Source organism: Thermococcus sp. GR6 (genome assembly GCF_012027415.1).
GTDB lineage: Archaea > Methanobacteriota_B > Thermococci > Thermococcales > Thermococcaceae > Thermococcus > Thermococcus onnurineus.
The window spans coordinates 329570-355779 of the sequence record NZ_SNUM01000002.1; the positions used below are offsets into that span (position 1 = coordinate 329570).

General features: G+C 51.3%; 35 protein-coding genes. 10 read left to right on the forward strand and 25 right to left on the reverse strand.

Annotation, left to right across the window (positions count from 1 at the left end; translation table 11 throughout):
* Window positions 1-4: 4 nt before the first annotated feature.
* The 5 genes from E3E32_RS07915 to eno all read right to left on the reverse strand — a co-directional run bounded on the left by E3E32_RS07915 (window position 5) and on the right by eno (window position 5501).
* Window positions 5-646: a CGP-CTERM sorting domain-containing protein gene (locus E3E32_RS07915; RefSeq protein WP_206205292.1), complete on the reverse strand. Its 642-nt coding sequence runs from the start codon at window positions 644-646 to the stop codon at window positions 5-7.
* Window positions 643-1347 carry a CGP-CTERM sorting domain-containing protein gene (locus E3E32_RS10130; protein WP_167731277.1) on the reverse strand — a complete coding sequence of 235 codons (705 nt, stop codon included), beginning with the start codon at window positions 1345-1347 and terminating at the stop codon, window positions 643-645. Before E3E32_RS10130 ends, E3E32_RS07915 begins: the two co-directional genes overlap by 4 nt.
* The gene (locus tag E3E32_RS07925; protein WP_167731278.1) at window positions 1344-2813 is read right to left on the reverse strand and encodes a hypothetical protein; all 1470 of its coding nucleotides are present in this window, start codon (window positions 2811-2813) and stop codon (window positions 1344-1346) included. Before E3E32_RS07925 ends, E3E32_RS10130 begins: the two co-directional genes overlap by 4 nt.
* 384 nt (window positions 2814-3197) lie before the next feature.
* Window positions 3198-4028: a radical SAM protein gene (locus tag E3E32_RS07930; protein WP_167731279.1), complete on the reverse strand. Its 831-nt coding sequence runs from the start codon at window positions 4026-4028 to the stop codon at window positions 3198-3200.
* Between the two features lie 180 nt (window positions 4029-4208).
* On the reverse strand, window positions 4209-5501 hold the full coding sequence (gene eno / locus E3E32_RS07935) for a phosphopyruvate hydratase (protein ID WP_167731598.1): 1293 nt from the start codon (window positions 5499-5501) through the stop codon (window positions 4209-4211).
* Window positions 5502-5616: 115 nt separating this feature from the next.
* Between eno and E3E32_RS07940 the strand changes: the two genes are divergently transcribed.
* From E3E32_RS07940 to E3E32_RS07955, 4 genes are all read left to right on the forward strand, one after another.
* Entirely contained in the window at window positions 5617-6834 is a 1218-nt protein-coding gene (locus E3E32_RS07940) for a CGP-CTERM-anchored Cys-rich protein (RefSeq protein ID WP_167731280.1), read from the forward strand.
* A 31-nt stretch (window positions 6835-6865) separates the two neighbouring features.
* Window positions 6866-7171, forward strand: coding sequence for a hypothetical protein (locus E3E32_RS07945; protein ID WP_167731281.1), 306 nt, complete (start codon window positions 6866-6868; stop codon window positions 7169-7171).
* A gap of 172 nt (window positions 7172-7343) precedes the next feature.
* Window positions 7344-8021, forward strand: coding sequence for a deoxyribose-phosphate aldolase (gene deoC / locus E3E32_RS07950; RefSeq protein WP_167731599.1), 678 nt, complete (start codon window positions 7344-7346; stop codon window positions 8019-8021).
* A complete protein-coding gene (locus tag E3E32_RS07955; protein WP_167731282.1) occupies window positions 8008-8292 on the forward strand; it encodes a family 4B encapsulin nanocompartment shell protein in 285 nt (94 codons plus the stop codon). Before deoC ends, E3E32_RS07955 begins: the two co-directional genes overlap by 14 nt.
* Here E3E32_RS07955 and E3E32_RS07960 read toward each other — a convergent pair.
* On the reverse strand, window positions 8289-8888 hold the full coding sequence (locus E3E32_RS07960) for an ECF transporter S component (RefSeq protein WP_167731600.1): 600 nt from the start codon (window positions 8886-8888) through the stop codon (window positions 8289-8291). The genes E3E32_RS07955 and E3E32_RS07960 overlap by 4 nt on opposite strands.
* Before the next feature lie 74 nt (window positions 8889-8962).
* A complete protein-coding gene (locus E3E32_RS07965) occupies window positions 8963-10300 on the reverse strand; it encodes an ornithine aminotransferase (protein WP_167731283.1) in 1338 nt (445 codons plus the stop codon).
* Between the two features lie 175 nt (window positions 10301-10475).
* Between E3E32_RS07965 and E3E32_RS07970 the strand changes: the two genes are divergently transcribed.
* Window positions 10476-11483 (forward strand): hypothetical protein, encoded by a 1008-nt coding sequence (locus E3E32_RS07970; RefSeq protein WP_167731284.1) that lies wholly within the window; start codon window positions 10476-10478, stop codon window positions 11481-11483.
* Between the two features lies 1 nt (window position 11484).
* On the forward strand, window positions 11485-11724 hold the full coding sequence (locus tag E3E32_RS07975; RefSeq protein WP_167731285.1) for a hypothetical protein: 240 nt from the start codon (window positions 11485-11487) through the stop codon (window positions 11722-11724).
* A gap of 172 nt (window positions 11725-11896) precedes the next feature.
* Here the strand turns inward: E3E32_RS07975 and trxB are convergent, their stop codons facing one another.
* The 4 genes from trxB to E3E32_RS07995 form a co-directional block, all read right to left on the reverse strand.
* Window positions 11897-12889, reverse strand: coding sequence for a thioredoxin-disulfide reductase (trxB, locus tag E3E32_RS07980; RefSeq protein ID WP_167731286.1), 993 nt, complete (start codon window positions 12887-12889; stop codon window positions 11897-11899).
* Window positions 12890-12960: 71 nt separating this feature from the next.
* The gene (locus E3E32_RS07985) at window positions 12961-13803 is read right to left on the reverse strand and encodes a hypothetical protein (RefSeq protein ID WP_167731287.1); all 843 of its coding nucleotides are present in this window, start codon (window positions 13801-13803) and stop codon (window positions 12961-12963) included.
* A 45-nt stretch (window positions 13804-13848) separates the two neighbouring features.
* Complete coding sequence (locus E3E32_RS07990) at window positions 13849-14376, reverse strand: metal-dependent hydrolase (RefSeq protein ID WP_167731288.1); 528 nt, start codon at window positions 14374-14376, stop codon at window positions 13849-13851.
* On the reverse strand, window positions 14373-15578 hold the full coding sequence (locus tag E3E32_RS07995) for an ATP-binding protein (protein WP_167731289.1): 1206 nt from the start codon (window positions 15576-15578) through the stop codon (window positions 14373-14375). The genes E3E32_RS07990 and E3E32_RS07995 overlap by 4 nt, the downstream gene beginning before the upstream one ends.
* 61 nt (window positions 15579-15639) lie before the next feature.
* On the opposite strand from E3E32_RS07995, the gene E3E32_RS08000 reads away from it, so the two are divergent.
* From E3E32_RS08000 to E3E32_RS08015, 4 genes are read left to right on the forward strand one after another with little or no spacing between them, the layout of a single operon-like run.
* Entirely contained in the window at window positions 15640-16125 is a 486-nt protein-coding gene (locus E3E32_RS08000; protein WP_167731290.1) for a THUMP domain-containing protein, read from the forward strand.
* Between the two features lie 38 nt (window positions 16126-16163).
* Entirely contained in the window at window positions 16164-16862 is a 699-nt protein-coding gene (locus tag E3E32_RS08005) for a SagB/ThcOx family dehydrogenase (RefSeq protein ID WP_167731291.1), read from the forward strand.
* On the forward strand, window positions 16859-17032 hold the full coding sequence (locus E3E32_RS08010; protein ID WP_167731292.1) for a hypothetical protein: 174 nt from the start codon (window positions 16859-16861) through the stop codon (window positions 17030-17032). The genes E3E32_RS08005 and E3E32_RS08010 overlap by 4 nt, the downstream gene beginning before the upstream one ends.
* 46 nt (window positions 17033-17078) lie before the next feature.
* A complete protein-coding gene (locus tag E3E32_RS08015) occupies window positions 17079-17567 on the forward strand; it encodes a ferritin family protein (protein ID WP_167731293.1) in 489 nt (162 codons plus the stop codon).
* A 274-nt stretch (window positions 17568-17841) separates the two neighbouring features.
* Here E3E32_RS08015 and E3E32_RS08020 read toward each other — a convergent pair whose 3' ends face one another.
* The 14 genes from E3E32_RS08020 to E3E32_RS08085 are packed head-to-tail and all read right to left on the reverse strand — an operon-like array spanning window position 17842 to window position 26106.
* Window positions 17842-18300, reverse strand: a complete 459-nt coding sequence (locus E3E32_RS08020; protein ID WP_167731294.1) for a 4Fe-4S dicluster domain-containing protein — start codon at window positions 18298-18300, stop codon at window positions 17842-17844.
* Window positions 18297-19289 (reverse strand): respiratory chain complex I subunit 1 family protein, encoded by a 993-nt coding sequence (locus E3E32_RS08025; RefSeq protein WP_167731601.1) that lies wholly within the window; start codon window positions 19287-19289, stop codon window positions 18297-18299. Before E3E32_RS08025 ends, E3E32_RS08020 begins: the two co-directional genes overlap by 4 nt.
* Window positions 19290-19294: 5 nt before the next feature.
* Window positions 19295-20575 (reverse strand): nickel-dependent hydrogenase large subunit, encoded by a 1281-nt coding sequence (locus tag E3E32_RS08030; RefSeq protein ID WP_167731295.1) that lies wholly within the window; start codon window positions 20573-20575, stop codon window positions 19295-19297.
* Window positions 20572-21141, reverse strand: coding sequence for an NADH-quinone oxidoreductase subunit C (locus tag E3E32_RS08035; protein WP_012572554.1), 570 nt, complete (start codon window positions 21139-21141; stop codon window positions 20572-20574). Before E3E32_RS08035 ends, E3E32_RS08030 begins: the two co-directional genes overlap by 4 nt.
* Window positions 21141-21668 carry an NADH-quinone oxidoreductase subunit B family protein gene (locus tag E3E32_RS08040; protein WP_012572553.1) on the reverse strand — a complete coding sequence of 176 codons (528 nt, stop codon included), beginning with the start codon at window positions 21666-21668 and terminating at the stop codon, window positions 21141-21143. Before E3E32_RS08040 ends, E3E32_RS08035 begins: the two co-directional genes overlap by 1 nt.
* Before the next feature lie 4 nt (window positions 21669-21672).
* Window positions 21673-22020, reverse strand: a complete 348-nt coding sequence (locus E3E32_RS08045; RefSeq protein WP_167731296.1) for a hydrogenase — start codon at window positions 22018-22020, stop codon at window positions 21673-21675.
* Between the two features lies 1 nt (window position 22021).
* Window positions 22022-23620, reverse strand: a complete 1599-nt coding sequence (locus E3E32_RS08050) for a proton-conducting transporter membrane subunit (protein WP_167731297.1) — start codon at window positions 23618-23620, stop codon at window positions 22022-22024.
* On the reverse strand, window positions 23617-23976 hold the full coding sequence (locus E3E32_RS08055; protein ID WP_012572550.1) for an NADH-quinone oxidoreductase subunit K: 360 nt from the start codon (window positions 23974-23976) through the stop codon (window positions 23617-23619). The genes E3E32_RS08050 and E3E32_RS08055 overlap by 4 nt, the downstream gene beginning before the upstream one ends.
* Complete coding sequence (locus E3E32_RS08060; protein WP_167712072.1) at window positions 23973-24419, reverse strand: Na(+)/H(+) antiporter subunit B; 447 nt, start codon at window positions 24417-24419, stop codon at window positions 23973-23975. The genes E3E32_RS08055 and E3E32_RS08060 overlap by 4 nt, the downstream gene beginning before the upstream one ends.
* Window positions 24416-24712 carry a hydrogen gas-evolving membrane-bound hydrogenase subunit E gene (gene mbhE, locus E3E32_RS08065; protein WP_012572548.1) on the reverse strand — a complete coding sequence of 99 codons (297 nt, stop codon included), beginning with the start codon at window positions 24710-24712 and terminating at the stop codon, window positions 24416-24418. The genes E3E32_RS08060 and mbhE overlap by 4 nt, the downstream gene beginning before the upstream one ends.
* The gene (locus E3E32_RS08070; RefSeq protein ID WP_012572547.1) at window positions 24709-24975 is read right to left on the reverse strand and encodes a DUF4040 domain-containing protein; all 267 of its coding nucleotides are present in this window, start codon (window positions 24973-24975) and stop codon (window positions 24709-24711) included. The genes mbhE and E3E32_RS08070 overlap by 4 nt, the downstream gene beginning before the upstream one ends.
* A complete protein-coding gene (mnhG, locus tag E3E32_RS08075) occupies window positions 24972-25343 on the reverse strand; it encodes a monovalent cation/H(+) antiporter subunit G (RefSeq protein WP_012572546.1) in 372 nt (123 codons plus the stop codon). The genes E3E32_RS08070 and mnhG overlap by 4 nt, the downstream gene beginning before the upstream one ends.
* Window positions 25340-25603 carry a cation:proton antiporter gene (locus E3E32_RS08080; RefSeq protein ID WP_012572545.1) on the reverse strand — a complete coding sequence of 88 codons (264 nt, stop codon included), beginning with the start codon at window positions 25601-25603 and terminating at the stop codon, window positions 25340-25342. The genes mnhG and E3E32_RS08080 overlap by 4 nt, the downstream gene beginning before the upstream one ends.
* Window positions 25600-26106, reverse strand: a complete 507-nt coding sequence (locus E3E32_RS08085) for a monovalent cation/H+ antiporter subunit E (RefSeq protein ID WP_167731298.1) — start codon at window positions 26104-26106, stop codon at window positions 25600-25602. Before E3E32_RS08085 ends, E3E32_RS08080 begins: the two co-directional genes overlap by 4 nt.
* Between the last annotated feature and the right edge of the window lie 104 nt (window positions 26107-26210).

Here is a 26210-nt window from a genome sequence, read left to right on the forward strand (position 1 = left end):
CTTATCAGCTTACCTTTTCCCGTCTTATCAGCAGGGGAATTAACGCCAACCCAACTAGCAAAGCTGGCCCGCAGGTTTGTTTGTTTTCTGGTTTCTGGGTGGTTGTGGTTGTCTTGGTGTACCTCATGTCCATGCCGCAGTCGGCGAATGTTTTAGGTTCGACTTTGCAAGTGGTGTTACACGTCATATCTAAGAACATTGGGCATTTGCCTAGGAAACAGTCATCACAATGAAACTCCATCTCAAGTCCATTCTCCGTGATCCTTCCAGTCATCCGAGTATACTGCTTAGGGAGTGTTGAGCCTAAGAATTTGTAGGAAGTTAGGTTCTTGATGGTTTCGTTTACCGCGCTCCAGTTGATGTTGTTGATTGTGAATTGTGTTGAATTCCTGGCTGGGATGAGTTTTTGCCTGCTTTCGTTCCCGGTTATCGTGATTTTGACGTCAGAAGTCTCATTGTAGGGTTTTATGATGGTCAAGTTATCGACCATGAACCATTCTTCTGGCGTGCAGTTTGAGTGGCATTCGAAAGTTACCAACTTCACCGTCTCATTGCCCGGCAGGTGGTTGAACAGGTTAACCTTTCCAGCTGAAGCCAAAGGAAGGAAAAGGAGGAAGAGCAAGGCCAGGGATAAACCCTTCTTCACCGCCCACGCCACCTCCTGGCCAATATAGGGACTAATGCTAATCCGACCAGTAATCCTGGTCCGCAGAGTTTTTCTTTTTCTTTTGTCGTGCTTGTTGTCGTATCTTTTGGCCCCCATGGAGGGGTTATTACCTTAAAAACTGGTTTTCCCCACTGACAGGTTACATTGTTTTCTTCTCTCCGGCATTCGAAGGTGATGTACTGCTCGCACTCGCCACAGTAGCCGCCATAGAGGGTCACTTTGAACGTAGTCGCGTTGAGTTCGACTTCCCATCTGGTTATTGTCTTGTTCCAGTAGCCTTTGCTCCAATGTTCTCCGGTGACGTTTGGGAGGTAGTTTTTGACCCCCTGCTGGTACTCTTTGATGATTTTTGACAGGTTCCAGTCGGAGAGGTTGAAGGGCACTCTGGGGGTCCTGGGGTAGTATGTGTCAAATCTTTTTATCGTGTTTCCGGATGGATAGTATGCTAGAGTTTTGACGTGTGTCTCATTGTGTGGGAAGATAATGTATATTTTGTCAATTCTTGAGTCATTAAGCGGGTTTAATGGAGGGGAAGTAGGGTGTGGACCACCTTTATCTAGAATGTACACCCATAATACGGTGTCATTTTCTTTGAGAACATCCCAGATACTGATGGCATTTGTTTTTGGTAGTACAATAAGAAGGGAAAAAACGAAAAGAACAAAAGCGATCCTTTTCACCTCTCATCCCCCCAGTGGACTCTTAGATAGTAGCCAACTCCAGTGTACGGGCCAACCTTTGGAATATAGTCTACCGGCAGTGTTGAATCTGGGATCCCGTCAAAGTCTAAGTCAAGATAGAGTTTTGCATCCTGATCATACACTTCGTTATAGGATAAAGTATGATCTATCACAAGTAGGGCGAATACAACTTCCCACGCTGAGGTCATGTTACGAGGTATCTGATCAATAATGTACGTTCTGTGCCAGTGAGTTGGCATCATCTCTTCTAGTTTGTTCAGATCGTTAGGTCCATTATGATCTGTTATGACCTTAATTAGTCCGTATCCAAACTTTTCTCTCAGTTTTTTGTCGTATTCGAGAAGTTCGTTGTAGAACCAGTCATAATCGTTCTTTTGGTTTGGATTGCCTTTTGTACTTAGTTCGGTGGCTATTTTTGAATCGTCCATGATCGTTCTTATTCCCTCGAATCCGTATATCCCGTACTCTGTTTCGAGCACATATTTCAGTTTATCATACGTGAATCCGTCCGTATCTCCGTCCATATCATAGTCCCATGAGAATGGTGCACCGTACTCGTCGTCAATGCCAAAGACAAAGTGTGCAAGCTCGTGAGCCACGCCCCTGTAATATCCAAGGTTTTCTGGGGTGCCATACCATTCCTTTTGAAGGTGAACGTAACCTTTTGGCACTGTTGAATCCTCTTTAAACCAGAGCCAGTACCTGAAACCATGACTAGTATAAAACCCGCCGGATTCTTCGATCCGTACCATTGAGTTCTTCCATTCTTCACTGTCCGGTAGGACGTTGTTTGTTATGTTAACCTCTGTTATCATCGCGTAGCCGTCGGTGTAATCGTAAACCACCTGGCTCGCCCTCTGGAAGCCTTTGATGAGTTTTTTGAGGTAATCCTCGTCGGCGTCCCAGCCAACGGCCACGGTAAGTTTAATACCGAGAACATCTCTCAGCGCGGGATCCTTCCCTATGAACAGCTCCACACTGTTTGGAACGCCATCTCCATCATAGTCGCCGTAGGCGTCCCTTTCGATCAACCCCCTGTAGGGGTCTGGGTCGTCAATGCCAAAACCGTCCGAGGGATCGAACCTCTCAGGGATTCCTCGGTTTTCTAGTTCCCTGTTCAGCTCAAGCTCCCTGTAAAATGGAATTCCATCGTCGTCGTTCGTCTTGATGAGGAACCATATTTCGGCGTCGTCTTCATCAACGTCCTCCGATGTTGCAACGACATCAAAGGTCAGTGAACTTGCCTCAGTCGAGGTTTCCGAACTCGAAACCGGCCCGGTGCTGGAGGGTTTAACGCTCTCAGTGCCCCTCTTGAAGGTGAACGTTGCCCCGTACCTGGCGCCCTTTCCGATTTCGGGCGTTGTGTTGGTTGTGCCGTTGCTCACGTTGGCGCCTTTGTCTGCTTCTCTTGTGGACATTGCACTCACGTCATCACTCAGCTTCATCGTCCTCACTTCGGCGTTTCGCTTGTTGATGATGAGGACCCTCTTTTGGGTTCCGTTGGAAATCCTCCAAGAATTAGTAATATGCCCAATAGTAATGCGCATATCCTTCTATTCATTGCCACCACCTAACACTGGGGTCTAAGCAATTAAGTTTGTATAAAAAAGTAAAAAAGCTTTTCGAATGATTTAAAATTTTGCCACTCAAAGTGATTACTTCTGTGAAAGCCCGCTTTTGGAACACAATAGCTGGAAAATTGCCCCCTAAATAGGTGAAACTAATTAGTTTCGGGGATTATTACCGCGAAGGGAGCAAATGCCTTGGGTGGTAGGGGAACCCTACACTCTTCTAACTCCGGAACGGTTAGTGGGTTCTCTTCGATGTTATCACATCACACAGCACTCGTAAATTATCTCAACTTCCCTAATCGTTTTTGCCCACTCAATGACCCTCCTCGGTGGGTTTGTCAGCCTATCAACGCCCGCCAAAACCGCCCCCCTGTCGAACTCAAAGCGCCATTTCCCAAGCGGTCTCATGCAACCTATGCTGAGCTCACCATCAAACTTTTCCCTAGCATACCTCACAACGTTGAGGCTCTCCTCGACGGAAGGTTTCGGAACGTTTTCCATCTCCGTTCCCTTTGTTGGGATGAGCACGTCGAGGACGATGACGTCTATAGGATACTGAAGGAGCATGTCTATTGCCTTGTACTCCCAGTGAATTCTGCCGAAGTCAAGGCCGATTGTTATGTGGGGTGCGACCCTAACACCGGCTTCGGTGAGCATATCGAGGATTCTGAGATAGTCTTTGACGGTCTTGTTTATCTTGTACACGCGCTTTATCACGTCGTTATCGCCGACGAAGTCGAGAGAAACGACGTCAACGTATTTGATCCACTCCACATCGCTCTCATCTATGAACCCAACGTGGGCGTTGAGCTTTAAGCTCGTTCTCCTTTTTATTTCTCTCAGCTCGTTTGCATACTTATCCAGTGGCACCTTCAACCTGGAATCCATACCGCCGCTGAGAAGGCAGCCGGTATAGCCTTCCTTTTCCAGATTCATACAGTAGTTAAGGAGCTCCCTTCGCGTGGGTTTTCTCATTCTCTCCAGGTAGTGCCTCCCACAGTGGGCGCAGTTGAGGGCACAGTAGTTGCCCGTGAGCGAGATTGAAGGAAATTTGATGCCGGGAATGTAGATTTTGAGTTTTTTGGGCATTCAGTTCCCTCCCTGAAGGTCGTAGGGGGCAGAGTCTACTCGGAGAGCTTGATAGTCATTCTTCATCGGTTGAGGCCTCCATAGGATGAGCCCACTCTGCTGGTTCTGGCAAGTTCAAAAAACGTTGAAGCCGAAGTTAAAAACCCTTGCTGGTCAGAAATGTAGAAAAGAGGGGGCAGCTCAGAAGAACGGGTTCCTGAACTTCCTGCCCGGATAGTACGCGATGCCCTCGAGCTCCTCTTCGATCCTGATGAGCTGGTTGTACTTGGCGTTCCTGTCACTCCTGGCTGGAGCACCGGTCTTTATCTGGCCGGCGTTAAGGGCAACGGCAAGGTCTGCTATGGTAGCATCCTCGGTCTCTCCGCTCCTGTGGGAGACGACGACGCCGTAGCCGGCCCTGAAGGAGGTGTAGGCGGCATCTATGGCCTCGCTCAGAGTTCCAATCTGGTTGACCTTGAGGAGGAGCGCGTTGGCGGCGCCCATCTCGATGCCCTTTCTTATCCTCTTTGGGTTGGTGACGAAGAGGTCGTCGCCGACTATCTGTATCTTGCCGCCGAGCTCTTTGGTGATGAGCTTGAAGCCCTCCCAGTCCTCCTCCTGGAACGGGTCCTCGATGGAGACTATCGGATAAGCCGAGACAAGCTCCTTGTAGAGGTCAACGAGCTCTTCCCTCGTGTACTCCTTGCCGGCAACGACGTACTTGCCGATGTCCGGGTGGTAGAACTCGCTGGAGGCTGCATCAATAGCGAGGGCAATCTCGTCGCCCGGCTTGTAGCCGGCCTCCTCAATGGCCTTGATGAGGGTCTCGAGTGGCTCGGTGACCTCTTTCATTGGCGGTGCGAAGCCACCTTCGTCTCCTACGTTTATTGCGTCCTTGCCGTACTTTTCAGCGATGACGCTCTTGAGGACATGGTAGGTCTCGCTGACCCACCTTATAGCTTCTCTGAATGAGTCAGCACCAACGGGCATTATCATGAACTCCTGAAAGTCAAGCTCGTTGCCGGCGTGAACACCGCCGTTGATGACGTTGCTCATCGGAACGGGCATGACGTAGGCGTTGGTTCCCCCGATGTACTGGTAGAGCGGAAGTCCGAGGGCGTTGGCGGCAGCCTTTGCAACGGCCAGAGAAACGCCGAGGATAGCGTTTGCACCGAGGTTGCTCTTGTTCTCGGTGCCGTCGAGCTCGAGCATCAGCATGTCAATGTCCCTCTGCCAGGTGACGTCCATGCCGATGAGCTCGGGCGCGATTATCTTGTTGACATTCTCAACAGCCCTTCTAACGCCTTTTCCGTGGTAGCGCTTTCCTCCGTCGCGGAGCTCAAGGGCCTCGTGGGTTCCAGTGCTCGCTCCGCTCGGAACCGCTGCCCTACCCATGCTTATCGGCGTGTAGACCTCGACCTCGACAGTCGGGTTCCCTCTGCTGTCCAGTATCTCCCTGGCAACGACCGCGGTTATCTCAAAGGGGTTCTCCATCTCAATCACCTCGGGTGATATTCTCCAAGCAGCATATAAAGCTTTTAGCTTCAAACCGCGCTGAAGCGATGGATAGGCGTATATATCCCAATGCCTAACTAACTTTGGTGAGATTATGAGAAAGGCTGTGGCTTTCATAATACTGCTTACCCTTGCGATAACCCCCTTTGTTCGCGCCTGCATGAGTCCGACAGATTCCTACGCCGTTGAGGTCGTTCTGAACAAGCCAGGGATAATTTACAAGCCGTATCCCGCTTTCAATGCTCTTCACAACGCGATAGTCGAGAATGATACCTTCATCTTTCGCTCCCACTACGACAAAAGGCTTGTAGTTGTACTGTGGAACGCCAGCGACGGTCCTCACCTGAGGATAGAGATTCCGGCAGAGTGGAGAGAGACTGGGTTGACTAAAACAGCCTTCAACGCCTCGCTCCTGATAACAACCGACGCACTTGAAAAGTTGAAGGCTGATGGATGGAAAACGAGGGACAATCTAACTTTTACCAGGGACAACGTCACGATAACCCTGACGCCGGTGGCTGGGGGAGAGTGCACTTCGGATGGGGACTGCGCCACGGGCGGCTGCTCCGGGGAAGTATGCGCTCCAAGGGAAGAGGCCGCCAAGATAGTAACCCCCTGCGTCTATCGCGAGTGGTACACCTGCCTTGGCCTGACGAGCTGCGGCTGCGTAAACGGGATCTGCACCTGGAAGCCGAACGATGCCTTCGAGTCCTGCCTGAGGGAACATGGGATTGATCCTGAGAAAGTTATCCGGGCGGGTCCCGTGAGTGTGGAGGTTGAAGCTTACAACATGGAGCCTGGAGAGGCTGAGGCTGCCGTTAAGGACTTCCTCTCGGCCTTTGGTATTGACTGCAACCCGGCGCTGACCTTCATGAAACCCATGAATGGAAGGCTCGTCCCCGTGGTTGATCCATCCGAAGTGAACTTCCCGGAGGCGGTAAAAGTCGAGCTCGAGTGGCTGAGGGATGTCGGGGTGCTCCAAATAAGCGACGAAGACATCGAAGCGATAGCTAAAGTTGCCGGACTTGGAAAGGCGGGACCCAACTCTCACATCGGCTGGTACGAGACAAAAGACGGCACTTATGCGTGGATACCCTACGATGAGAGCCTTAATCCAATGCTGGTCAGGTGCACCACCGATGAGGTGCCCACCTACGACATCCCGGACGGAACGGCCTATGTTGGTCCAACAATAACCCAGCCTCCATCCACAGATGTTACCCCGACAACGGAGGATTCGCCAAACGGCGAGATATGTGGTCCCGTCTTAATCGTTGGGCTGTCACTGGTTGCCCTCCTGCGGAATAGGTGAGCTTTTAAACTTCCCTCTCCAACTTTTCATCATGGACTGGAAAAGAGGGCTTCGCGAAGAGGGTTTTCTCGAGCTGGACGGCTTTAGGGTGGAGCTTACCTTAGACAACACTTTCATGGACTTGGACTACATACCGAGGATAGTCGTCTACGACTATGAGAACGAGAAATGGCATGTTCTGAGAAACGCCGTACCGAAAGGAAGGACACTCGAGGAGAACTGGGACAATGCAGTGATGGTTTTTGAGTGGATAGTCAGAGGTGAAGAGGAGCCACAGTTTGGTGAGGAGGGTGTTAAGGAGAGGTTTTTAAAGGCCTTGAAATTCCTGGGGGTGTAAGGTTGCCTTTCTAACGTTCGTTTGAATCTTCATTAAAACTTCCTCTGCCCTTTAGAAAAAAGCTCAAAAATTGTCAAAAATCCAAAAGGAGCCTTCAGATTTTCCGATTGAGTGCCCATTTTTGAGGGAAAATTCTAAATACATTCAGATGGAGTAGTAACCGGTGATGGGTATGAGCGATCACATCGATATCGCCAGGTATATCGACCATACGAATCTCAAACCTTACGCTACCGCCGATGACATAATCAAGCTCTGTGATGAGGCCAAGCGCTACAACTTCTACGCCGTCTGCGTCAATCCCTATCGCGTCAAACTCGCCAAGGAGCAGCTCAAAGGCTCGAACGTAAAAGTGGCCACCGTCATAGGATTTCCACTCGGTGCAACTCCCACAGAAGTCAAGGTCTTCGAGGCGAAGAAAGCACTTGAAGACGGCGCCGATGAGCTGGATATGGTGATAAACATCGGCGCGCTGAAGGACGGCGATTATGAGTACGTTAGGCGAGACATAGAGGAGGTCGTTAAGGTCGCCCATGAAAAGGGGGCAATAGTCAAGGTCATTATTGAGACCTGCTATCTAACTGAGGAGGAGAAAATCAAGGCCTGCGAGCTGGCCAAGGAGGCTGGAGCGGACTTTGTGAAGACCTCGACCGGCTTCGGAACCGGTGGCGCAACAGTCGAGGACGTCAGGCTGATGAGAAAGGTCGTTGGTCCAGACATGGGTGTCAAAGCATCCGGAGGAGTCAGGACATACGAGCAGGCAATGGCTATGATAGAGGCTGGCGCGACGAGGATAGGGACCTCGAGTGGCGTGAAGATTGTGGAGGGGGCAAGGGATGCGGGAGATTAAGGACATCCTTGATCGGGCCATTCAGGAACTCAGGGCGGAGGGTCTTGAGCCGGACATCCTCCTCGTTGGTCCCGGTTTCTTGGAGCACACCATCCAGGTGCTTAGGGAGTGCAAGCTTAAGATATACAAGATTGATGAGCTCGGCTACGACGCGGTGGTTGCTGACTCCAAGTACCTCGGCCAGATAAAGCGCGCCTCCAGAAGGATTTCTGTCGAGCCTCTCCTCAAGGAAAGTGAAATGTGGGAAGAAATAAAGAAGCTGGACGTTTAGATGAGGTCCTCGACCTCAGGATACCTCTTCTTTATTGCCTGTGCCAGTCCGGTGCCGACTAAAACACCTGTGACCGCCTGGACGATGTTGGGTGGGACTTCCTGGGCCGCCGCCGGAATTCCAAACATGTAGGCTTCGAACAGGAAGTAGCCGGTTATCATTATTATTCCACCGACTATTCCGGCCATGATGAGCGTCGAGACATTGTCGCTTCTCCTTGCCAGATAACCAACGGCGAGGCCTTCCAGTCCCTTGACGACGAGCGTTATTGGCGCCCATCCGGGATATCCTGCTATAACATCGCCAAGGGCAGAGCCGACACCACCTGCGAAGACACCAACAACGGGTCCGAAGACCATAGCTGTGAACATCACCATCGTGTCGCCGAAGTTGAGGTAGCCGCCGGTCGCCGGAATGGTTATCGTGACGAATGCAGTGGTGACACCCACTACGGCCGCCATCATTGCAGATATTGCCATAACATTGGCGCTCCTGAACTTCTCTCTGTTGGCCCAGAGGTAGGCGAGGTAGACTATGATCGCCCCTCCAAGTACATAGGGCACGTAGGGTTTTAGCATTTCAGTTAGGTCTCCCATGTTAACCACCTGAAGAATTTCAAGTTTCAACTTTAAAAAACTTGGCCCAGGAAAAGCGAGAAGAAAAGAATGGATTACTGGAGAGCGGCCTTGAGGCTCTCCTCGAATATTTCCATAGCCACGTCGATCTCTTCCTTGCTGATGGTCAGTGGTGGGATGAACCTTATGCTGTTGTCGCCGCAGCCGAGGAGTATAAGGCCGCGCTTGACGGCTTCCTTGACGATTTCGTTCCTGAGCTCTGGGTGCTTCTCCTTGGTGTCCTTGCTCTTGACAATCTCGACGGCCTGGGCGAGACCAAGACCTCTGGCATCTCCGATGACCTCGTACTTCTCCTCAAGCTCCTTGAGACGCTTGTGGAGGTAGTCACCGACATCCTGGACGTGTGGCAGGAGCTCCTTGACGATCTCTACGACCTCTATTCCAGCCGCTATTGCCACTGGATTGCCGCCGAAGGTCGAGGCGTGCCTGCCAGGCTTGTCGAACGCTATGTCGGCCCTGTGGACGACACCGGCGAGCGGAATGCCGCCGCCTATGGCCTTACCAAACTGGATGGTATCCGGGGCAATGCCAAAGTGCTCAATGGCCCAGAACTTGCCCGTCCTGCCAACACCCATCTGGACCTCGTCGTCCGCGAGGAGTATTCCGTAGTTGTCCGCTAACTTCTTCAGCTCCTTAAAGAAGTTCTTCGGTGGAACGACGTATCCACCCTCACCCTGTATCGGCTCGAAGACTATGGCGCCGACCTCTTCGGGCGGAACGTGGCGGAAGACGTACTCTTCGATGAACTCAATGACCCTGTTAACGAGCTCGTCCGACTCGGCGTAGCCATCAATGTGCCAGGGGTTCCTGTAGGGGTTCGGATAGGGAATGTGCTCGACGCCCGGCATGGTCGGGAAGAAGCGCTCCTGCTGGACCCACTTACTCGCGGTGAGGCTGAGAACGGCCTGGGTCCTGCCGTGGAAGGCGTGGTAGAAGGCTATGAACCTCTTCCTGCCGGTGCCGTACTTGACGAGCTTCATCATGGCCTCGTTGGCCTCGGCGCCGCTGTTCTGGTAGACGACCTTCTTCGGGAAGTCGCCTGGAGCCAGCTCTGAAAGCTTGTTGGCTAGTATTATGGCGTTCTCGTAGAAGAAGTCGTTCAGTGCGAAGTGAGTGAACTTCTCAGCCTGCCTCTTGACGGCCTCAACAACCCTCGGGTGGGCGTGGCCGACGTTGAGAACACCGACACCGCTTCCGAAGTCGTAGAAGACGTTTCCATCGACGTCGTAGACGAGTATGCCATCACCGTGGTCGATGACTATAGGGAGGGTATCGGGGTCCTGGGTGGTAACTGCCAGAGCCTCGAAGTTCTTCTTTATTATCTCCTGAGCCTTCGGCCCGGGAAGCTCCTTAACGTTTGGCCTAACTACCATCGTGCATCACCGATGGGAGAAGGAACTCCTCCTATATAATCCTATGTTCATCAATGAACACTTTTGGTCGAAAAATCTTCGGGAGAACGCCAAAAAGCGTGAGCCCATAAAAGACCACCGCCCGTGGGGACGCAAAGTTAATAAACTTGGACAAGTTGTAAGATTCGGTGAGCCTGTGGTGAGAGGAAAGCTGTTTTCATGGGGCATTCTGGTAGTTCTTGTGATGTTACCTTTGATCAGGATTGTGCTAATAGATTATCCTAATGTCTTTGTGGCTCCTTCAGTATCTGGAAACAATTTAACTGTCGTTCTTGGGGCGCACAACCCTTATCCATTTAATAGGGCGGTTAAACTTACCCTGTTTGTTGAGGGGAAAGATGAGAATGACAAAATTGTCCTGTTCAACGAAACTCTCTCCCTCTCCGGAGGAGAGGTCTTTTTCAGGAACTTTAGTACTCGTCTCGATGATGGCATGTACTCGATAGTTCTCTTACGGAATGGAGAGGAGTTGTATTCCAGAAATTTTGGGGTTGATAGATTTGTGGAGATCGTAGCTCTTAGCTGTACTGATGGAGTGTGCTCAGTTACTCTGAGGAACTCGGACGAGTTCCCAATCACAGGTTATGTCCACTGTATCTCTATTAATGATATCACGCTTTTTGATAGAAATTCTGGTCAACTGAAACCTTTCCCCGAGAGATTTACTATCAAGCCAAACTCAAGTGTTACCGTCATGTTTTCTCTACCTAAAACCGAGGAAATTGTTGATATTTCAGGGGATTTGGAAAGGTGGTTCCTTCATAGTTATTATGTCCCGGTATACATATGGTTCGTCCTCAACAGTAGGCATGGGAGTACCCTTTCTATTTCCAGCTCCGTGGTAGAGATTGATCTCCAGGATGTTCCAGGGTTTCCTTATTATATCTGGCTACTGGTCATCCTGGGGGTCTGGGGCATTACAGGCTTTGCCACCTATAAGCGGTGGAACCAACTTATTGCCCTTGAGCTTTTTGCGTATTCATTCGTCTGGACGTTCCTGTACATTGAAACCGATGGGTTCTATGCCATGCCGGCCTCCTTGGTTCTTGCCTCGATTCACGTAATATTGATTCCGATATCCCTACTAATCGTTGTGGTTTATATGCTCTTTCCGATTGATGATTACTTTGCCGGGAGGAGATGACATGGGAAGGAGGGATAAGATAATAATTCTCCCGGCGATTTGGGGACTTCTGGCGTCGGCAGTTTTGATTTTTATGGAAGCCGGGCATCAGTGGTATATAGCTCTGGAAATCCTCCCCAGGACTGCCATAGTGGTCACCATTGAGGTTTTTGTTCTGCTGACCGTTTTTGATAAGAACTTTCTTTTTGATACCTCTGATGATGCTGAGGAGTTCTGGTTTCACGATGCTAACTTCCCCTGAATGAAAATGATCCTTGGACTAATAAGACTGAGGACAGGGCAGACAAAGTTCAAGACATCGGCATTCTTTTGTTGAGTCTTATCTTTCTTTGGACTGGGAAAACGAAAAGCTATTTGGGTAACTCACCTAATGAACTCAAAAATGCCTTTGGAAGAAAAAGATACTGAGAAGCTCACTCCGCTGCCTTCCCGTTCCACTCCTCGAGGAGCTCCTTCGCTGAGTTGGCAGCGATGGCACCCTGACCGACTGCAACGGCTATCTGCTTGAAGACGTTGGTTATATCACCAGCAGCGAAGATGCCCTTGACCTTGGTGCGCATGTGCATATCAACCGGAATGTAGCCGTACTCGTCGGTTATGCCGAGGTGCTTGACGAAGTCCGTCTTCGGCTCGTATCCTATGAAGATGAAGACGCCGTCAACGGCCATCTCCGTCTCCTCGCCGGTCTTAACGTTCTTGAGCTTCACCGCCTCGACCTTGCTGGTTCCCTTGATCTCGGTGACGACGGTGTTGAGTATCGTCGGAATTCCGCTGGCCTTGAACCTGTCCTGGAGTATCTTGTCGGCCCTGAACTGGTCGCGCCTGTGGACGAGGGTGACATCGACGCCTATGCTCTTGAGGTAGAGGGCCTCCTGCAGGGCGGTGTTTCCGCCGCCGACAACTATGACCTTCTTGCCTTTGAAGAGCGGGCCGTCGCAGGTGGCGCAGTAGCTGACTCCCCTGCCTGTGAACTCGGCCTCGCCTGGAACGTTGAGCTTCCTTGGGGCGGCGCCGACGGCTATGATTATGGTCTTGCCCTTGTACTCCTTGCCGTTCTTCGTCCTGACGACGAACTTGCACGGCCCCTCGTAGTAGGCGCACTCGGTCGGGTCGATCCTCTCGACCTCGTCAAAGACTATGTCAACGCCAAGCTTTTTGACGTGCTCGTGCATCCGGGTGGTCAGCTCCGAGCCGCTGATGCCCTCCGGGAAGCCGGGGTAGTTCTCTATGAGGTCCGTCAGTGCCATGTTTCCGCCGAGGTCCTTGCTGATTATCAGGGTCTTCAGTCCGAAGCGTGCCGCGTATATCGCTGCGGTGAAGCCAGCCGGTCCCGCGCCTATGATGAGCACGTCCCAGGCCTTCTTCTCGTACTCGCCTCCGCGTGAAAATCCTCCCAGACTGAACATCTCTCTCACCCCCAGGCTTTTCTAACGTGGGCTATTTAAAAGCATTATTGCCCACAAATGTGTAAATATATTCACACGACAACCTTCACCTTGACCTCTCCATCAGGTACCCTTTCCCCGGGTTTGACCCTTAAAGTTGCCCTATCGTGAATGTCGCTCCCGAGGGGAACGTCGAGGGTGAGCTCTATAATGTACTCGCCGTGTCCTTCTAAGAGGACGCTCTTTCCAAGGAGCTTCTTGAATTCCCTCGGATCGACGACGTTCTTGTTGGATATTATCATGAGCTTCTCCCTCATGAACTCCCTGCTGAATTCAGTGCTTTCCCTTGTTTCAGCAAGCTTCTCAGTGACCTTAGGGTCTTTCCTCTTCAGCTCCATCCTCACTCCTCTGCACTTCTGAACGATGGCGTAGATCCATCCGGAAAAGCCCCACTCGGTTATGTCAATCCTTGCATGGGCAAATTCCATCTCCTTTGAGGCCTCCAGCGATTGCTTGTCGATCTCGAACCTGTAGGACGGAATTATAGGTATCAGCAGGATGTTTTTAACCTCTGGATCCATGAGGAGGTACGCTGGAACATCTATGAGGGTCTCCTCGCTCTTATTCATGATCAGGGAGAACCTCTCTGGCTTCAGTTCTATTCTGTCTGTTTCTAACTCCTCACTCTGAGTGAACTTCCTGTCGATATGGTAATGCCGTCCCTTTCCAGAGCTCGACCAGTACCCCCTAAGGGTGATTCTCCCCTTAACGAGCCTCATCCTCCTCGGGAGAACCAGCTCGTTTCCCTCGATCCTTACCTCTCCCCTGAACCTTTCGGCTTTCTGCCTAGCAGTCTCCCGCTGGCTATAGCCCCAGAGAATGATCGCTAAGATGATGAATATGATCAAGAAGAAAAAGAAAATTCCCGGATCCATAACACCACCGATCGGTGTTGTCTCCTGGAACGATAAACCTTTTCCTCACACCATCGAGACGTCCCTGTCGAGTACTAGGTGGAGCGTGTAGCCGCTGAAGGCCGCAAAGCCGAGGAAGACGGATTCTTCAAATGGCAGTCCAACCCCAAAGTTCCCGAGGGCGAATGCGATCAGGCCGTAAACGAAGGCAAAGAGCAGGGAGTGAATTATACCCCTGTGCTTTGGCATTATGGCCGTGAAGCCATACCATGCTATGACTCCTGCTATGGCCCCAATAACCCATGCGAGGGTGATGTTCTCCCACTCAGTCCCGATGTTTACAATGTCTACGCTCCTGAGGTAGACGACGCTGCCGACTGCAACTGAGACCAGCGGCTTCGTTCCGCGGTGGATGAGGGCGTTGGGATGATCCATGTCCGGCAGGTCGCTTCCCAAAACGTAGAGGGCGTAGCCGAGCACCATTGCCATTGTGCTGAGCTCAATCGGAAGACCAAAGTTTTTGAGGAGGGAAGCCACCGCGATGGCCAGGGGATACGTTATTATCCCGGCCAGCACGTGCTCCTCGTAGTTCATTCTGTCTCCTCCCTATTCGAAGCCTCCTCGAGGAACTTTCTGACGTAGTCTGGAATCTTGTAGTTGCCTTTTGGATCACCGACGAGGAAGCCGAGCCTTATTAGCTCGTTGAGCTGATCGTAGACCTGTATTCCGGGCCTCTTGACATGCTTCGCGACCTGTATGTAGCTGATCGGTCCGCCGTTGAACTCGAAGACTATCGCTTCGACGAGGTCCTTGTAGTTCTTAGGAATCCTTGTGAGATACTCTTCGAGGCTCTTGGGCTCCTCGAGGATAGTAGTGACCACGTAGTCGTCTATCGGATCGAACTTGTGCTTGGCAGCTTCGCTCAGAACGTAGTGAAGTAAGCGAAGAATCTGTCTCGGGTTGCCCTTTCCGAGCTCGTGGATGAGCTTTATGGCCTCCTCCGTGAACGGATAAAGCGGGTCGTCGGTGTCCCTTATCCTGACCATGTTGAGCCTCTTCTTGACGAGCTCGTAAGCCTCGTCGAGGCTCATCGGCCTCAGCTTGAACTCATAATGCAGACGCATGAAGAATGCGGGAAATATCTTGCTGTACTCTTCGTAGGCCTCGGGCACACAGGCGAAGGCCACTATACAACCCTTGGGCATGTTGCTTATAAAGTGCCTCAGCATCTCGAAGAACTGTATCTTCTCCTGCTCACTCGCGGTCTGCATGTTCTCGAGCTCGTCGAGGAGAAGGGCACAGTAGGGGTACTTGCTCATCTGCTCCGTCAAAAGCTCGGCTATGTCCCTGCTCTTGTATTCCTTGGTATCGCTTAGCATCTTTTCCAGTCTGTCAATAAAGCCAAGCTTTTTGCTCAGGTTCTCAAGGAAGATGTTCGTCCTGCTCTTTGGCGGCTTCAGTGCGTAGAATATGTCGCGCGTAAGTTTGAGGATGTCATTGGTATCAACCTTGACGTAGATGGCTTTTCCTTTATTTTCTTCAATGGCCTTTGCTATGGTTTTCAGCCTCTGGGTTTTGCCCATTCCAAGGGGGCCGACTATGGAGAGGGCTATGGAGCTTTTATTTCCTATGATCTCGGAGAGTATCATCTGCAGGCGCATGTCGATTTCCTGATAGACGTGAATGCCCTCGACGTCGGCTATTCCCTCACTTGCGAGTTGCTCAAAGGGGTTCCGAGAAAGGCCATAAACCTCGTATGACTGGTAGGGGTAAAGCTTAAGGCCGCCGGTTTCCATTTTAACTCACCGCATAGTTTAGGATTGTAAAATATAAAAGTTTGTCCATCGGTGAGCAAAAATGACAGTTCTGATCGTTACGGCACCTCAGGGCCGTGAGGGGGATGCAATCCTCGAGCTGGAATGGGCGCTGGAGAAGGTTAAGGTCAAGGGAACGGACTGGAAGGGTGTTCTCCTGGCCGAGACACCCCTGTCCCGAGAGGAAGTCCTCGAAAGGCTTAAGCGCTTCGAAACGCAGACAATACAGAGGGTCATCCCGCTGGAAGTTCTTGTTCCTGCTAGAAGGGAGGAGATAGAGGAAGCCGCCCTTAAACTTGCAGAAAAAATCGATGGAACCTTCGCCGTTCGGGCAAAGGTTAGGGGAAACAGGACACTAAAGGCGAGGGAGCTTGAGATTGACCTCGGCTCTCTAATCGTCGAGCGCTACGGACTCAAAGTGGATCTGAGCGAGCCGGAATATACCCTCGTCGTCGAGGTTATTGGAAAGAAGGCCGGAGTGGGGGTTCTCAAGCCCGACGAGATGCTCAGGTTCGAGGTGAAGGACTAATGGGAAACCTAAAATACGATTAAAGACCAATTCATAACATGGACTACCGACACGTCTCGTATATGGTGATTCTGCTCGTCATAGTCTCTTCGCTTCTGATACTTGTAAAGCCCTACCTTGGGCGTGGAGGAGGTGAGACCATCTCAGGCAAAGTCGTTCTACTCCCGGAACCTAGATTAACAGGTGAGATGAGCCTTGAAGAGGCCATAGCGATGAGAAAGAGTGTACGCTCCTATAGGAACGAGCCTCTAACCTTGGAACAGCTCTCTCAGCTTCTCTGGGCTGCTCAGGGTATAACGCACGGGAACAAACGAAGTGCCCCGAGCGCTGGAGCCACCTATCCCTTTGAGGTCTATATTGTCGTTGGAAACGTCGAGGGCCTTAAGCCGGGTATCTACCACTACGATCCCTTTAAGCACAGCCTGACGCTGGTAAAGGAGGGCGACTACAGGAAGGCACTACAGAAGGCTGCCCTCGACCAGAAGTGGGTCGGAAACGCTTCTGTTGACATAGTCCTCGTGGCCTTCTATGAGAGAACGACCTCATATTACGGCGACAGGGGAATAAGGTATGTCCACATGGAGGCCGGACACATCGGGCAGAACATATATCTTCAGGCCACCGCCCTCGGACTTGGAACCGTCGCTGTTGGGGCCTTCTATGATGATCAGATATCCGAAATACTTGGGACAGAAGGTGTTCCTCTTTACATTTTTCCGGTGGGTGTTCCAGGATGATAGACCACCACACGCTCGGCTATCTTACCTTTGCCCTCATAAGCTTGACGATGCTCAGTGGAGCTTTCATTTTCCTCTCGGAACGAAAGAACTTCTGGATCAAGGTTCACGTAGTCCTCAGCGTCGTGACGTACCTTATTATGGTAATTCTCATATGGTTTGTGAGGTGAACTCAAGGTTTTTAGTCCTATGAGAGTAGTGTTATTGTGATTGACCATGTATGACGTTGACGAGATAATTGAGACCCTCCAAAAATTGAACTACGAGGAGGTTCTGGCTTACTGGATAGAAAGTGAAAAGGAGGAGGCAAAATTTTACAGAAAGCTGACAAAAAGAGCCCGGGATCTTGGACTCGGTGAAGGGCTCGTGAAGACTTTTGAGAAGCTTGCTGAGGATTCCCTGGAACACGCAAAAGACCTAGAGGGACAGTTCAGAGTAAAGTACGGCAGAAAGCCGAGGAGTGAAGTTCCACCGCTTGAAGTTCTGCCCCTTCTCGATAAGTTTGAGAGGGCCGACCAGCTCGAGGAGATACTCAAAGCCGCGATGGAGAGCGAGCTGATAGCCCACGAGTCCTACAAGCTCCTTGCAGAGAGGGTTGGAGACGAAGAGCTAAAGAAACTCTATGCAAAGCTGGCCGAAGTAGAGTGGGGCCACTACGAGCTTCTCAAAAAGAGGTACGAAGAACTGAAAGTCAGAGCCATCTAACGTCAAAATATAGTAGAAAATCCTTCTTGTATTTTTAGATGTCCGTTGTTGTTCCGTTTTTTGTCTTCAAATGCCTTGTTATAGATAGCTGTGTCAAAGCGTGCATAAAAGATCGCGGCGTATGTTTCATAAGTGATGTTCTCATACTCCTGCTCCACTTAGAAGCTCTACTAGAAGGTCGTTAGGCCCCCATAAATGAGTACTCCCACTAGAACAGAATAAAAGAGGTATGAGGGAATAGCTTCACGTTCGCCTCCGGACTTCCGTACTTCCTTCACTTTTTGGCCTCTTTCCCTGCCTCCTTTTTCTCTGCGGCTTTCTTGGCAGCTGGGGCTGCCTTCGCTTTCTTTTGCTCCTCCAGTTTCTTCTTTATCTCTTCAACCTTTTCGGGCTTGAGCGGGATGAACTTGTCGTCGTAGTTGTTGTAGCTTGCCAGCAGGAACTCATCGCTCATCTGGAGGGCTGCGGTCGGACAAACGTCAACACACTGCGAGCAGTAGACACATCTAGCGGTCCACAGAGCGACCTTCCTTATCTCAGGTAGGAAGACGAAGACGCCGGCTGGGCAGACTGTGACGCACATCCTGCAGCCGACACACTTGTCCACGTTGTACTTCAGCTGGCCCCTGAAGTTATCTGGAACCGGCACTGGTTCAGTCGCAGGAAAGAGGTTGGTGGCAGGCTTTTTGAACATGTTTCTGAGTACGGTGGGGATGAGCGGGGAGAGCCTCACATTATCACCTCCATAGCGATAAGGAGTGCGCCGATGAGCGAAGCTAAGAAGACGTTCTTCCAGAGGAATCCGACGGCCTGCGTTATTTTGAGTCTGCCTGTAGTGGCCCTGAAGACACTCTGCACAGCAAAGAGCAGTATGAATACCTTAAGTGTATGGAAGAGCAGGTTTACGACGTTTGCTGGAAGTCCGGTGAGGTTGAAGTAATCTGCTATTCCCCAGGGGAAGAATATTGCTACGACGAGCGATGCTGCTATGTAAGTTTTCAGTGCCTTCGTGAGCTTTAACAGGGCCAGGTAGCGCCCGCTGTACTCGGCGAGCAGTCCCTCGGCTATCTCTTCCTCAGCATCTGGTATGTTGAAATATCCGACTTCTATTTCACTTGCCAGCCAAATGACGAAGACGTAAAGGAGGATTACAGCACCTACGAGGCTGAGCGGGGTACCTATTTCCCAAATGTTGTACTGGTAGAAGACCTCCATGCTGAATGGCTTGTTGACTCTGAGTTTTCCAAGACGCCACAGTATGGCGAATAGGGCTAGCATCATGGCAGGCTCTCTGGAAACCATTATTGCTGCTTCCCTTGCAGCTCCTATTTTTGCGTAGGGGCTTCCTGAGCTTATGCCACCGAGTATCTTGAAGAAGCCAATGAGGGTGAGGAGATATATGAAAACGATGACGTCTCCCTTGCTCGCGAGTAGTGGAGCAAAGCCCATCGGGGTGTAAGCGAGGAGTGCTATGGCCGTTGCCAAGGCGAGTATAGGTGCGGCTCTAAACATAAAGTTAGCCGTGTTGGGGATTATTGTTTCCTTGCTCGCTAGCTTGAAGAAGTCATAGAGGGGCTGGAGAAGCGGTGGCCCTACCCTTCTCTGCATCCTTGCGACGAGCTTTCTGTCTATACCTTCCCAGACGAGCGATGCCAGTGAGACGAAAGCGTAAAGGCCTATTAAACCTGCTACCGGATAAACGATGTTCGCCATTACGTCCATCCCCATCACCTCGAGCAGCCGAAGCCGACCGGTGTTGGGTCGCCTTTAACTTCGGGGTTTATCTCGCGTGTCTTCTTTATTGAGAGTCTCAGCAGGTCGGTCTCCGTAAGAATTCTCTTCTTTCCATCCTGTACTACGGCAACCCTGTCTGTACAGCTCAGGCACGGATCTATCGAGGCCACTGCCAGCACGAAGTCTGCCATCTGATCACCTGTCACACCCTTGGCAACTGCGAAGAGGTTCGGGAAAGTTGGCTCCCTTGGTTTCCAGCGGAGCGGTTTATCGGAGCCTTTCTTTCCGCGAACATAGTGTACCAGCTCGCCACGCGGAGCCTCGTACCTTCCGATTCCCTCTCCGTCAACCATAATCTTGAGCTTGGCAACCAAGACGTTGTCCTTTGGGAATGTCTTTATCTTACCCTCTGGCATCTGGTCTAGTGCGTGTTCGAGCATGTCGAGGCTCTGGTATATTTCTCCTATTCTTACGGCTGCCCTGTCGAATACATCACCGTGCGGCTTTTCTCCCGTAACGTCCTGTGGCATCACTGGCTTAACTCCTAGGTCAGGGTAAACACCAAGCCTCTCACTCCACCTGGCGTCGACCTTTAGACCAGAAGCTCTGGCAGTCGGTCCCACTGCACCCTGCTCAAGGGCGACGCGCTTGCTTATCACCGCACAGTCCCTCAAACGGGCTTCTATAGTGGGGTCATGGAGGAAAATCTCTTCTATCTGAGGCATTATGCTCCTGTAGTACTTTATCATATTGAGAATGAGCCGCTTCCCTTTTTCATCGATGTCTCTTCTCACACCGCCTATGGTTACCATCGAGTAGTTCACGCGGTTCCCTGAGATGGCTTCAAGAACATCCATGACCCTCTCGCGTGCCAGCCATGTGAGGTGAAGGACCGTGTCGTAGCCTATGTCGTGGCCAAGGACACCGAGGTTAAGCAGGTGGGAGTGAACCCTCTCGAGCTCGCCTATTATGGCACGGATGTACTCAGCCCTCTCTGGCACTTCTATTCCGGCCGCTTCCTCAACGGCTCTGGTGTAGGTGTGGTTGTGGGAGAACGAACAGATGCCACATATCCTCTCCGCGAGGTACATTATCTGGACGTAATTTCTCCTGTATGCTATCCACTGCAGGCCACGTAGATTGTAGCCAAGCTTAACATCAACGTTGACTATCCTTTCGCCATCGAGCGTAAGTATGAACTTCTCAGGTTCCTCTAAGCCGGGATGAATTGGGCCGAACGGTATCTTTATCCAGTACTCGACCTTCTTGGTCATTTATCTCCCCCCTTCAGGTAGTACGGGTGTCCAGCGTTCTTGACGATCTCTTCTGGTATGCCTTTCTCGTCGAGTCTGAGCGGGTAGATACCTTCTGGGAAGTCGTCCGGGAGGAAAAGCCTTCTACTGTCGGGGATACCTTCGAAGACTATGCCCATCATCTCAGCGGCTTCCCTTTCGTACTGGAGTGCTATCGGGAAGATGTCGCTGATATCGGGAATTACTGGATCGTCTTTGGGTACTCTAACATCGACGAGCAGTGAGACTGCTGGAGCATTGTCGTAGTGCAGGAGGATGTGGCTCATATAGCCTATCTCTTCCCCATAGTCCTGCTCTATTCCTATCGAATAGTGGGCCTCTGGATCGAGTTCAAGGAGGAACTTCATGAGCGCTTTGTAGTCTTCTCGTGGAACGATCACCCAGACGCGCTTCCTTCCCCACTTGTTCTCCCGTATCTCCACGTGAGCATTGGGGAAACGGCTCTTTATGGTCTCAGCGACAGTATCTTCCTTGGTTGGTTCTCTAACATTATCAACATTCTCCATGATTCTGTTATCATCAGCCATCACTCTTCACCCTCCGGAACTTCGCCTTTCAGGATTTTAGCCAGCTTTTCAAGGGCCAAAACGACGCCGTAGAGTATGGCCTCGGGCCTTGGTGGACAGCCTGGCACGTAGACGTCAACCGGAATGATGTTGCTCAGCGGCGCATTGGTGAATGGGCTCTCATAGAACACGCTACCGCCAGTGGGGCACGATCCCACTGCTATGACTATCTTTGGGTCTGGTGTCTGCTCGTAGACAAGCTTGACCCTTTCAAGGCTCTGGTCTGTGACTGGCCCTGTTACTAAGAGAACATCAGCGTGCCTGGGGCTTCCCACGAGCTTGACGCCAAAGCGCTCGGCATCATAGCGCGGGGTCAGGGCGGCTATGATTTCGATGTCACAGCCGTTGCAGCTTCCACTGTTTACGTGAAATACCCAGGGTGATCTTCCTATGAAGCGGCACAACTGGGCTATTCTCTTCTCCAGCATCTCGCGCTCACTCGTGGTTCCGTTTGTTCTATTCTGGTCAGCGGGAACCTTGATGCTCATTCAATCACCCCCAAATCAGTATCACTCCGAGCACGAAAGCCGTCGTTATGAGTAGGTAGCTTACGTAATCAGTGAGCAGACCTGTGTGCTCATTCCTGAGGAGGGCGAAGAACCTTTTGAGGGCGTATGTGAGACCCCACATGACGTTCTTGCCAGTGTAGTAACCTTCGTAATGCTCGAAGCCTGGGATTATCTTGTCCGGGTCCTCACCACTGATGAAGACTTTCGTGCCATCACCGGCTTCTCTCGTACCCATTCCAGACTTCTTGGCCCATTCGTTCAACATCCATGCTATGATGAGGCCGATAATAAAGATAAAGACAAAGTAAAGAGCGTCCCAGTATCCAAACATTTCACGCACCCCCAACAAGGCTCATTAGAGCGTTTATGTACTCAAACCTGAACTGCTCCAGCATCCTGGCTGCAGGTATCATGACCTTGTCGCTTATCTGCCACGGGAGGAGCCCCATGACGATTATTGCAAGCACGAGCAGGAGCATTGGGAGCATCATTGAGGTTTCTGGGTCTTTGGCGGCCATCACCTTCTCGCTCGGCCTACCAAAGAACGTGTAGAGCACCCTGACGTAGGCTGCCGTACAGAATGCCGTTCCAATGATGGCTATTGCACCAAGGATTGGATTGAAGATGGCCGAACTCTCATAGATGAGCCACTTGCTGGCAAAGCCGTTCAGTGGGGGCATTCCTACTATAGCGGCTGCACCTATAAGAAATGCAAACGTTGTTTTGGGCATGGTTTTCGCCAATCCACTCAGCTCGTTGAGATTCCTCGTGCCAAGCTGGTGGATTACGACACCCGCAACGAGGAACAAGAGGGCCTTCATGAGCGCGTGGTTTACAGTGTGGTAGATTGCACCTGCCAGGGCTATCTCGCCTGTCTGAGTCCCGTAGGCAGCTATACTTATTCCAAGGCCCAGGAGTATGTAACCTATCTGTCCGACGGAAGAGTAGGCCAACAGTCTCTTCATATCCGTTTGGATGACTGCCATTGCGTTGCCAATTATTAGCGTTAAGCACGCAAAAATGATGATGACCCATCCTATCGCGCTCATATTAATGTGGGGCTGGAGATACGCTTTAAGCACGATACTGTGGGCCATTGGAGTGTAGATGCTGAAGAGTATTCTCGCTATCGCATAGATTCCACCGATCTTAATGACTAGACCCGAGAGCATTGCCGAGATGCTGCTCGGTGCCGCGGGGTGTGCATCGGCGAGCCACATGTGAACTGGGGAGGCACCGCTCTTAAAGAGCAGCCCCGCTATGAAGAGGGCCAATGCAACCTTGGCAGTGACAGTGGGATTCTGCACGATTTTAACTGCGAGATACCCCATTGTGAGGGTTCCGTACTGGCCGTAGAGGAGGGCCACACTAAGGAGCACGAAAGCACTGGCTATCGAGCCAACGAACATGTACTTTATGCCGGCTTCGATGCCCTCCCATGTGTCATTCCTGAATGCCACCAGGGCATAGCTGGCTATGCTCATGATTTCGAGGAAGACGTAGAAGTTGAACAGGTCGCCGGTTATGGCTATGCCAAGCATTCCCAGCTCAAGGATGAGTATGAGTGTGTAGTATTTGTCGAGTCCGGTGTCGTGCTTCATGTAGCCGATGGAGTAGATTACTGCCATTAGCGAGACAAACGCCACAATGAACACCATTATTGCGCCGAAAAGGTCGACTTCCCAGACTATCCTAATTGGGAAATCAACCCCCTGGCCGAATGGTGTCTCTGCACCAAGGGTGTAAACTATAATTTCTCCAGTGTTCCAGATGTGGTAGAATATCACCGAACTTATGATGAACGTCAGCGCACTTATGAGGACTGCCCAAGCATCTCTCGCTTTTTTTCCTGCAAGATTCACTATGGGCATCGCAAACGCTCCGAAGAGCGGGATGATTATGAGGTAGGGAAGTATCGCTTCCCCGTTCATCCTCTCAACCTCCTGAGGGCGTTAACGTCGAGGGTACCGTAGTGGCGGTAGGCGTTTATCGTGAGGGCCATCGCAAGAGCCAGAACACAGACGCCAATGACGATGCTCGTGAGCACGAGAGCTTGTGGAAGTGGGCCAACCATAGGGCTCTTGAGCGTCTCGTAGCCTGTGTAAATTGGCGCGGTGGGGAGCTCGTTAAGCTCCATGCGGTATCCGAGGCTTACAAGGAGCAAGTGGATGCCGGAGTCTATAATGTCCAATGCGAGGATGAGCTTGATGAGGTTTCTCTTGTACAGGAAGGCGTATATGCCCAGAGCTATCATTAGGAAGGCTGTGATGAACTGGAAGGGTATCATGACTTCCACCTCCTGTAAAGTGCTATGGCAGCCATCGCGCTGACGAGGCCAGTGAAAACCTTCAAACCGACGGCTAGGTTCATTATTGGGAGGAACCCAGCTGAAAGAAGCGTTCCGGGCTCACCATTGAGGATTGGGCCGTTGTTCCAGAGTATGTTGTAGAAGAACGCCGTGCCTATGCCGAGCATTGCTGCGCCGAGGAAGACAAGTCCGCCGATTCCCTCAAGGACTGAGTAGAGGTGCTTGTTGTATGCCTTCTTCATCTCTTTCAGGCCGAATGCTATGAGGAAAAGTATGCCCGCTCCCGCTATGGTGGCGCCTCCCTGGAAGCCACCACCTGGCGTCAGATGACCGTGGGAAACCACGTAGGCTCCGAATATCCCGATGAGTGGAATGGTTGTCCTCGCCATGGTTTTAACGATGAGTCCCATATCATCGGTCATTCCTCATCCCTCCTCCAGGGCCTGAGAAGCACAACGGCTCCAGCGATGGCCGTGAACAGGACGGTAGCCTCTCCAAGGGTATCGTAGCCACGGTAGTCAAAGACTATGTCCGTAACGATGTTTGTACCACCGACTTCTTCCACGCCGTGGGTGATATAGTAGTCGTCAGTGTAGCGGAGGTTCTTCCAGTCATCCCCACCCAGCCCAAATTTGAGGCCGTAGTCAGGGTTGGCTATGTAGAGTAGCGCTCCGAGAATGAACAGCAGCGAAAGGAAAGCGAGGGTTCTCTTCATGATCCCTCACGCTCCCATCTCTCTGTTTTAGCGATTCCATACACAACTATGGCCGTAACAACACCTGCACCAACGGCCGCTTCAGCTATCGCAACGTCTGGCGCATGGAGCATGTAGAACTCCAAACTTAGGAGCAGGCTCATGGCTGCAGATGCAAGAGCCGCACTGAGCAAGTCCCTGAGGCGTATCGTGAGATATGCGGTAATGAGGACGCTGATAAGGATCCCGAACTGAATAATCTGGTCAATTGTGATGGGGTTCATTCCTCACCACCCCCGAGCTTCCCTTCGTAGGCGTCGATGACAGCTTTGACAGGTTTAACGCCGCTCAGGTGAGCGGCCTTAGCTATGGCGTGTGCGCCGGTCGGGTTGGTGAGTAAGAGCGCTATGAGAGCTACAACGCTGTGGAGTGTCATCTGGAGGTACTTTGGATCGCCGGTAACGTCGAGCCGGTAGAGGGAATGGACAACGACCGCTAGAACAGCGAATATAGTCCCGAAGGTTGTGCACTTTGTTGCCCCGTGGAGCCTTGTGTATACGTCGGGAAATCTGTGTAATGCAATGCTTCCCAGGAGGTTGAACGTTATGTTTATCGCGAGGAAGGCGTAGATAACGTAATCAACGGTGTTCATTTCAATCCCCCCTGCATGTAGCGGGCTATAGCGAGGGTTCCTATGTAGCTCAGAAGGGCGTAGACTATCGCGATGTCGATGTATATCGTCCTGTCATAGGCCGCCCCCAGGAGAACCATGCCGGCCACTACCAGCGTGTTGAGGGTATCAACTCCCACGACCCTATCTGGCACGGTTGGTCCGAGAAGAACCCTCAACACGGCTATGAATGCGCCGACCATTATTATCAGTGCTGAGTAGAAGAATACTGGTTCTATCATCTTCCCAACCTCCTCGCCCACTTCTCGAAAGATCCAGCCACAGGCTCGGAGCTTTCAGGCTTCTCAAGTCCCTCGGGAATGTCAATCCAGTGGACGTAGAGGGCCTTCTCCTCAGGACAGGCATCGATGGTGAGCGTTCCAGGTGTGAGTGTTATTGAGTTGCTCAGGATTGTGTACTGGGCGTCGTTTTCGAGGTCAACAGGAACGCGCACTATGCCTGGCCTTATCTTGCCGGTTATAACGAGCCAAGCGACGTGGAAGTTGGCCTTGACCATGCCCCAGAAGAGCGGGCCGATGGAGTAAACTATGAACTCAAACCATTTTATTGGGTTTAGGAAGCGGCCAGCCTTTTCACCAATGACGCCTTTGGTAGTGTATGCTATTACCGCCGAGAACACCAGACCGGCTATTAGTTCCTCGCTGCTCCATAATAGTCCGCTGCTGCCTGCCGTCAGCCCCAGCCAGAGGATGTAGCACCAGATGAAGGCGGCAATAAATGCCATCTTTCTATCACCCCACGTTTGGTTCAAAACACCCTTTTACAATTTTGTTTACCATTTCCTAGACCTAATTGGATGTTCACTTTTAAAAGAGTTTTTTGAAGCTT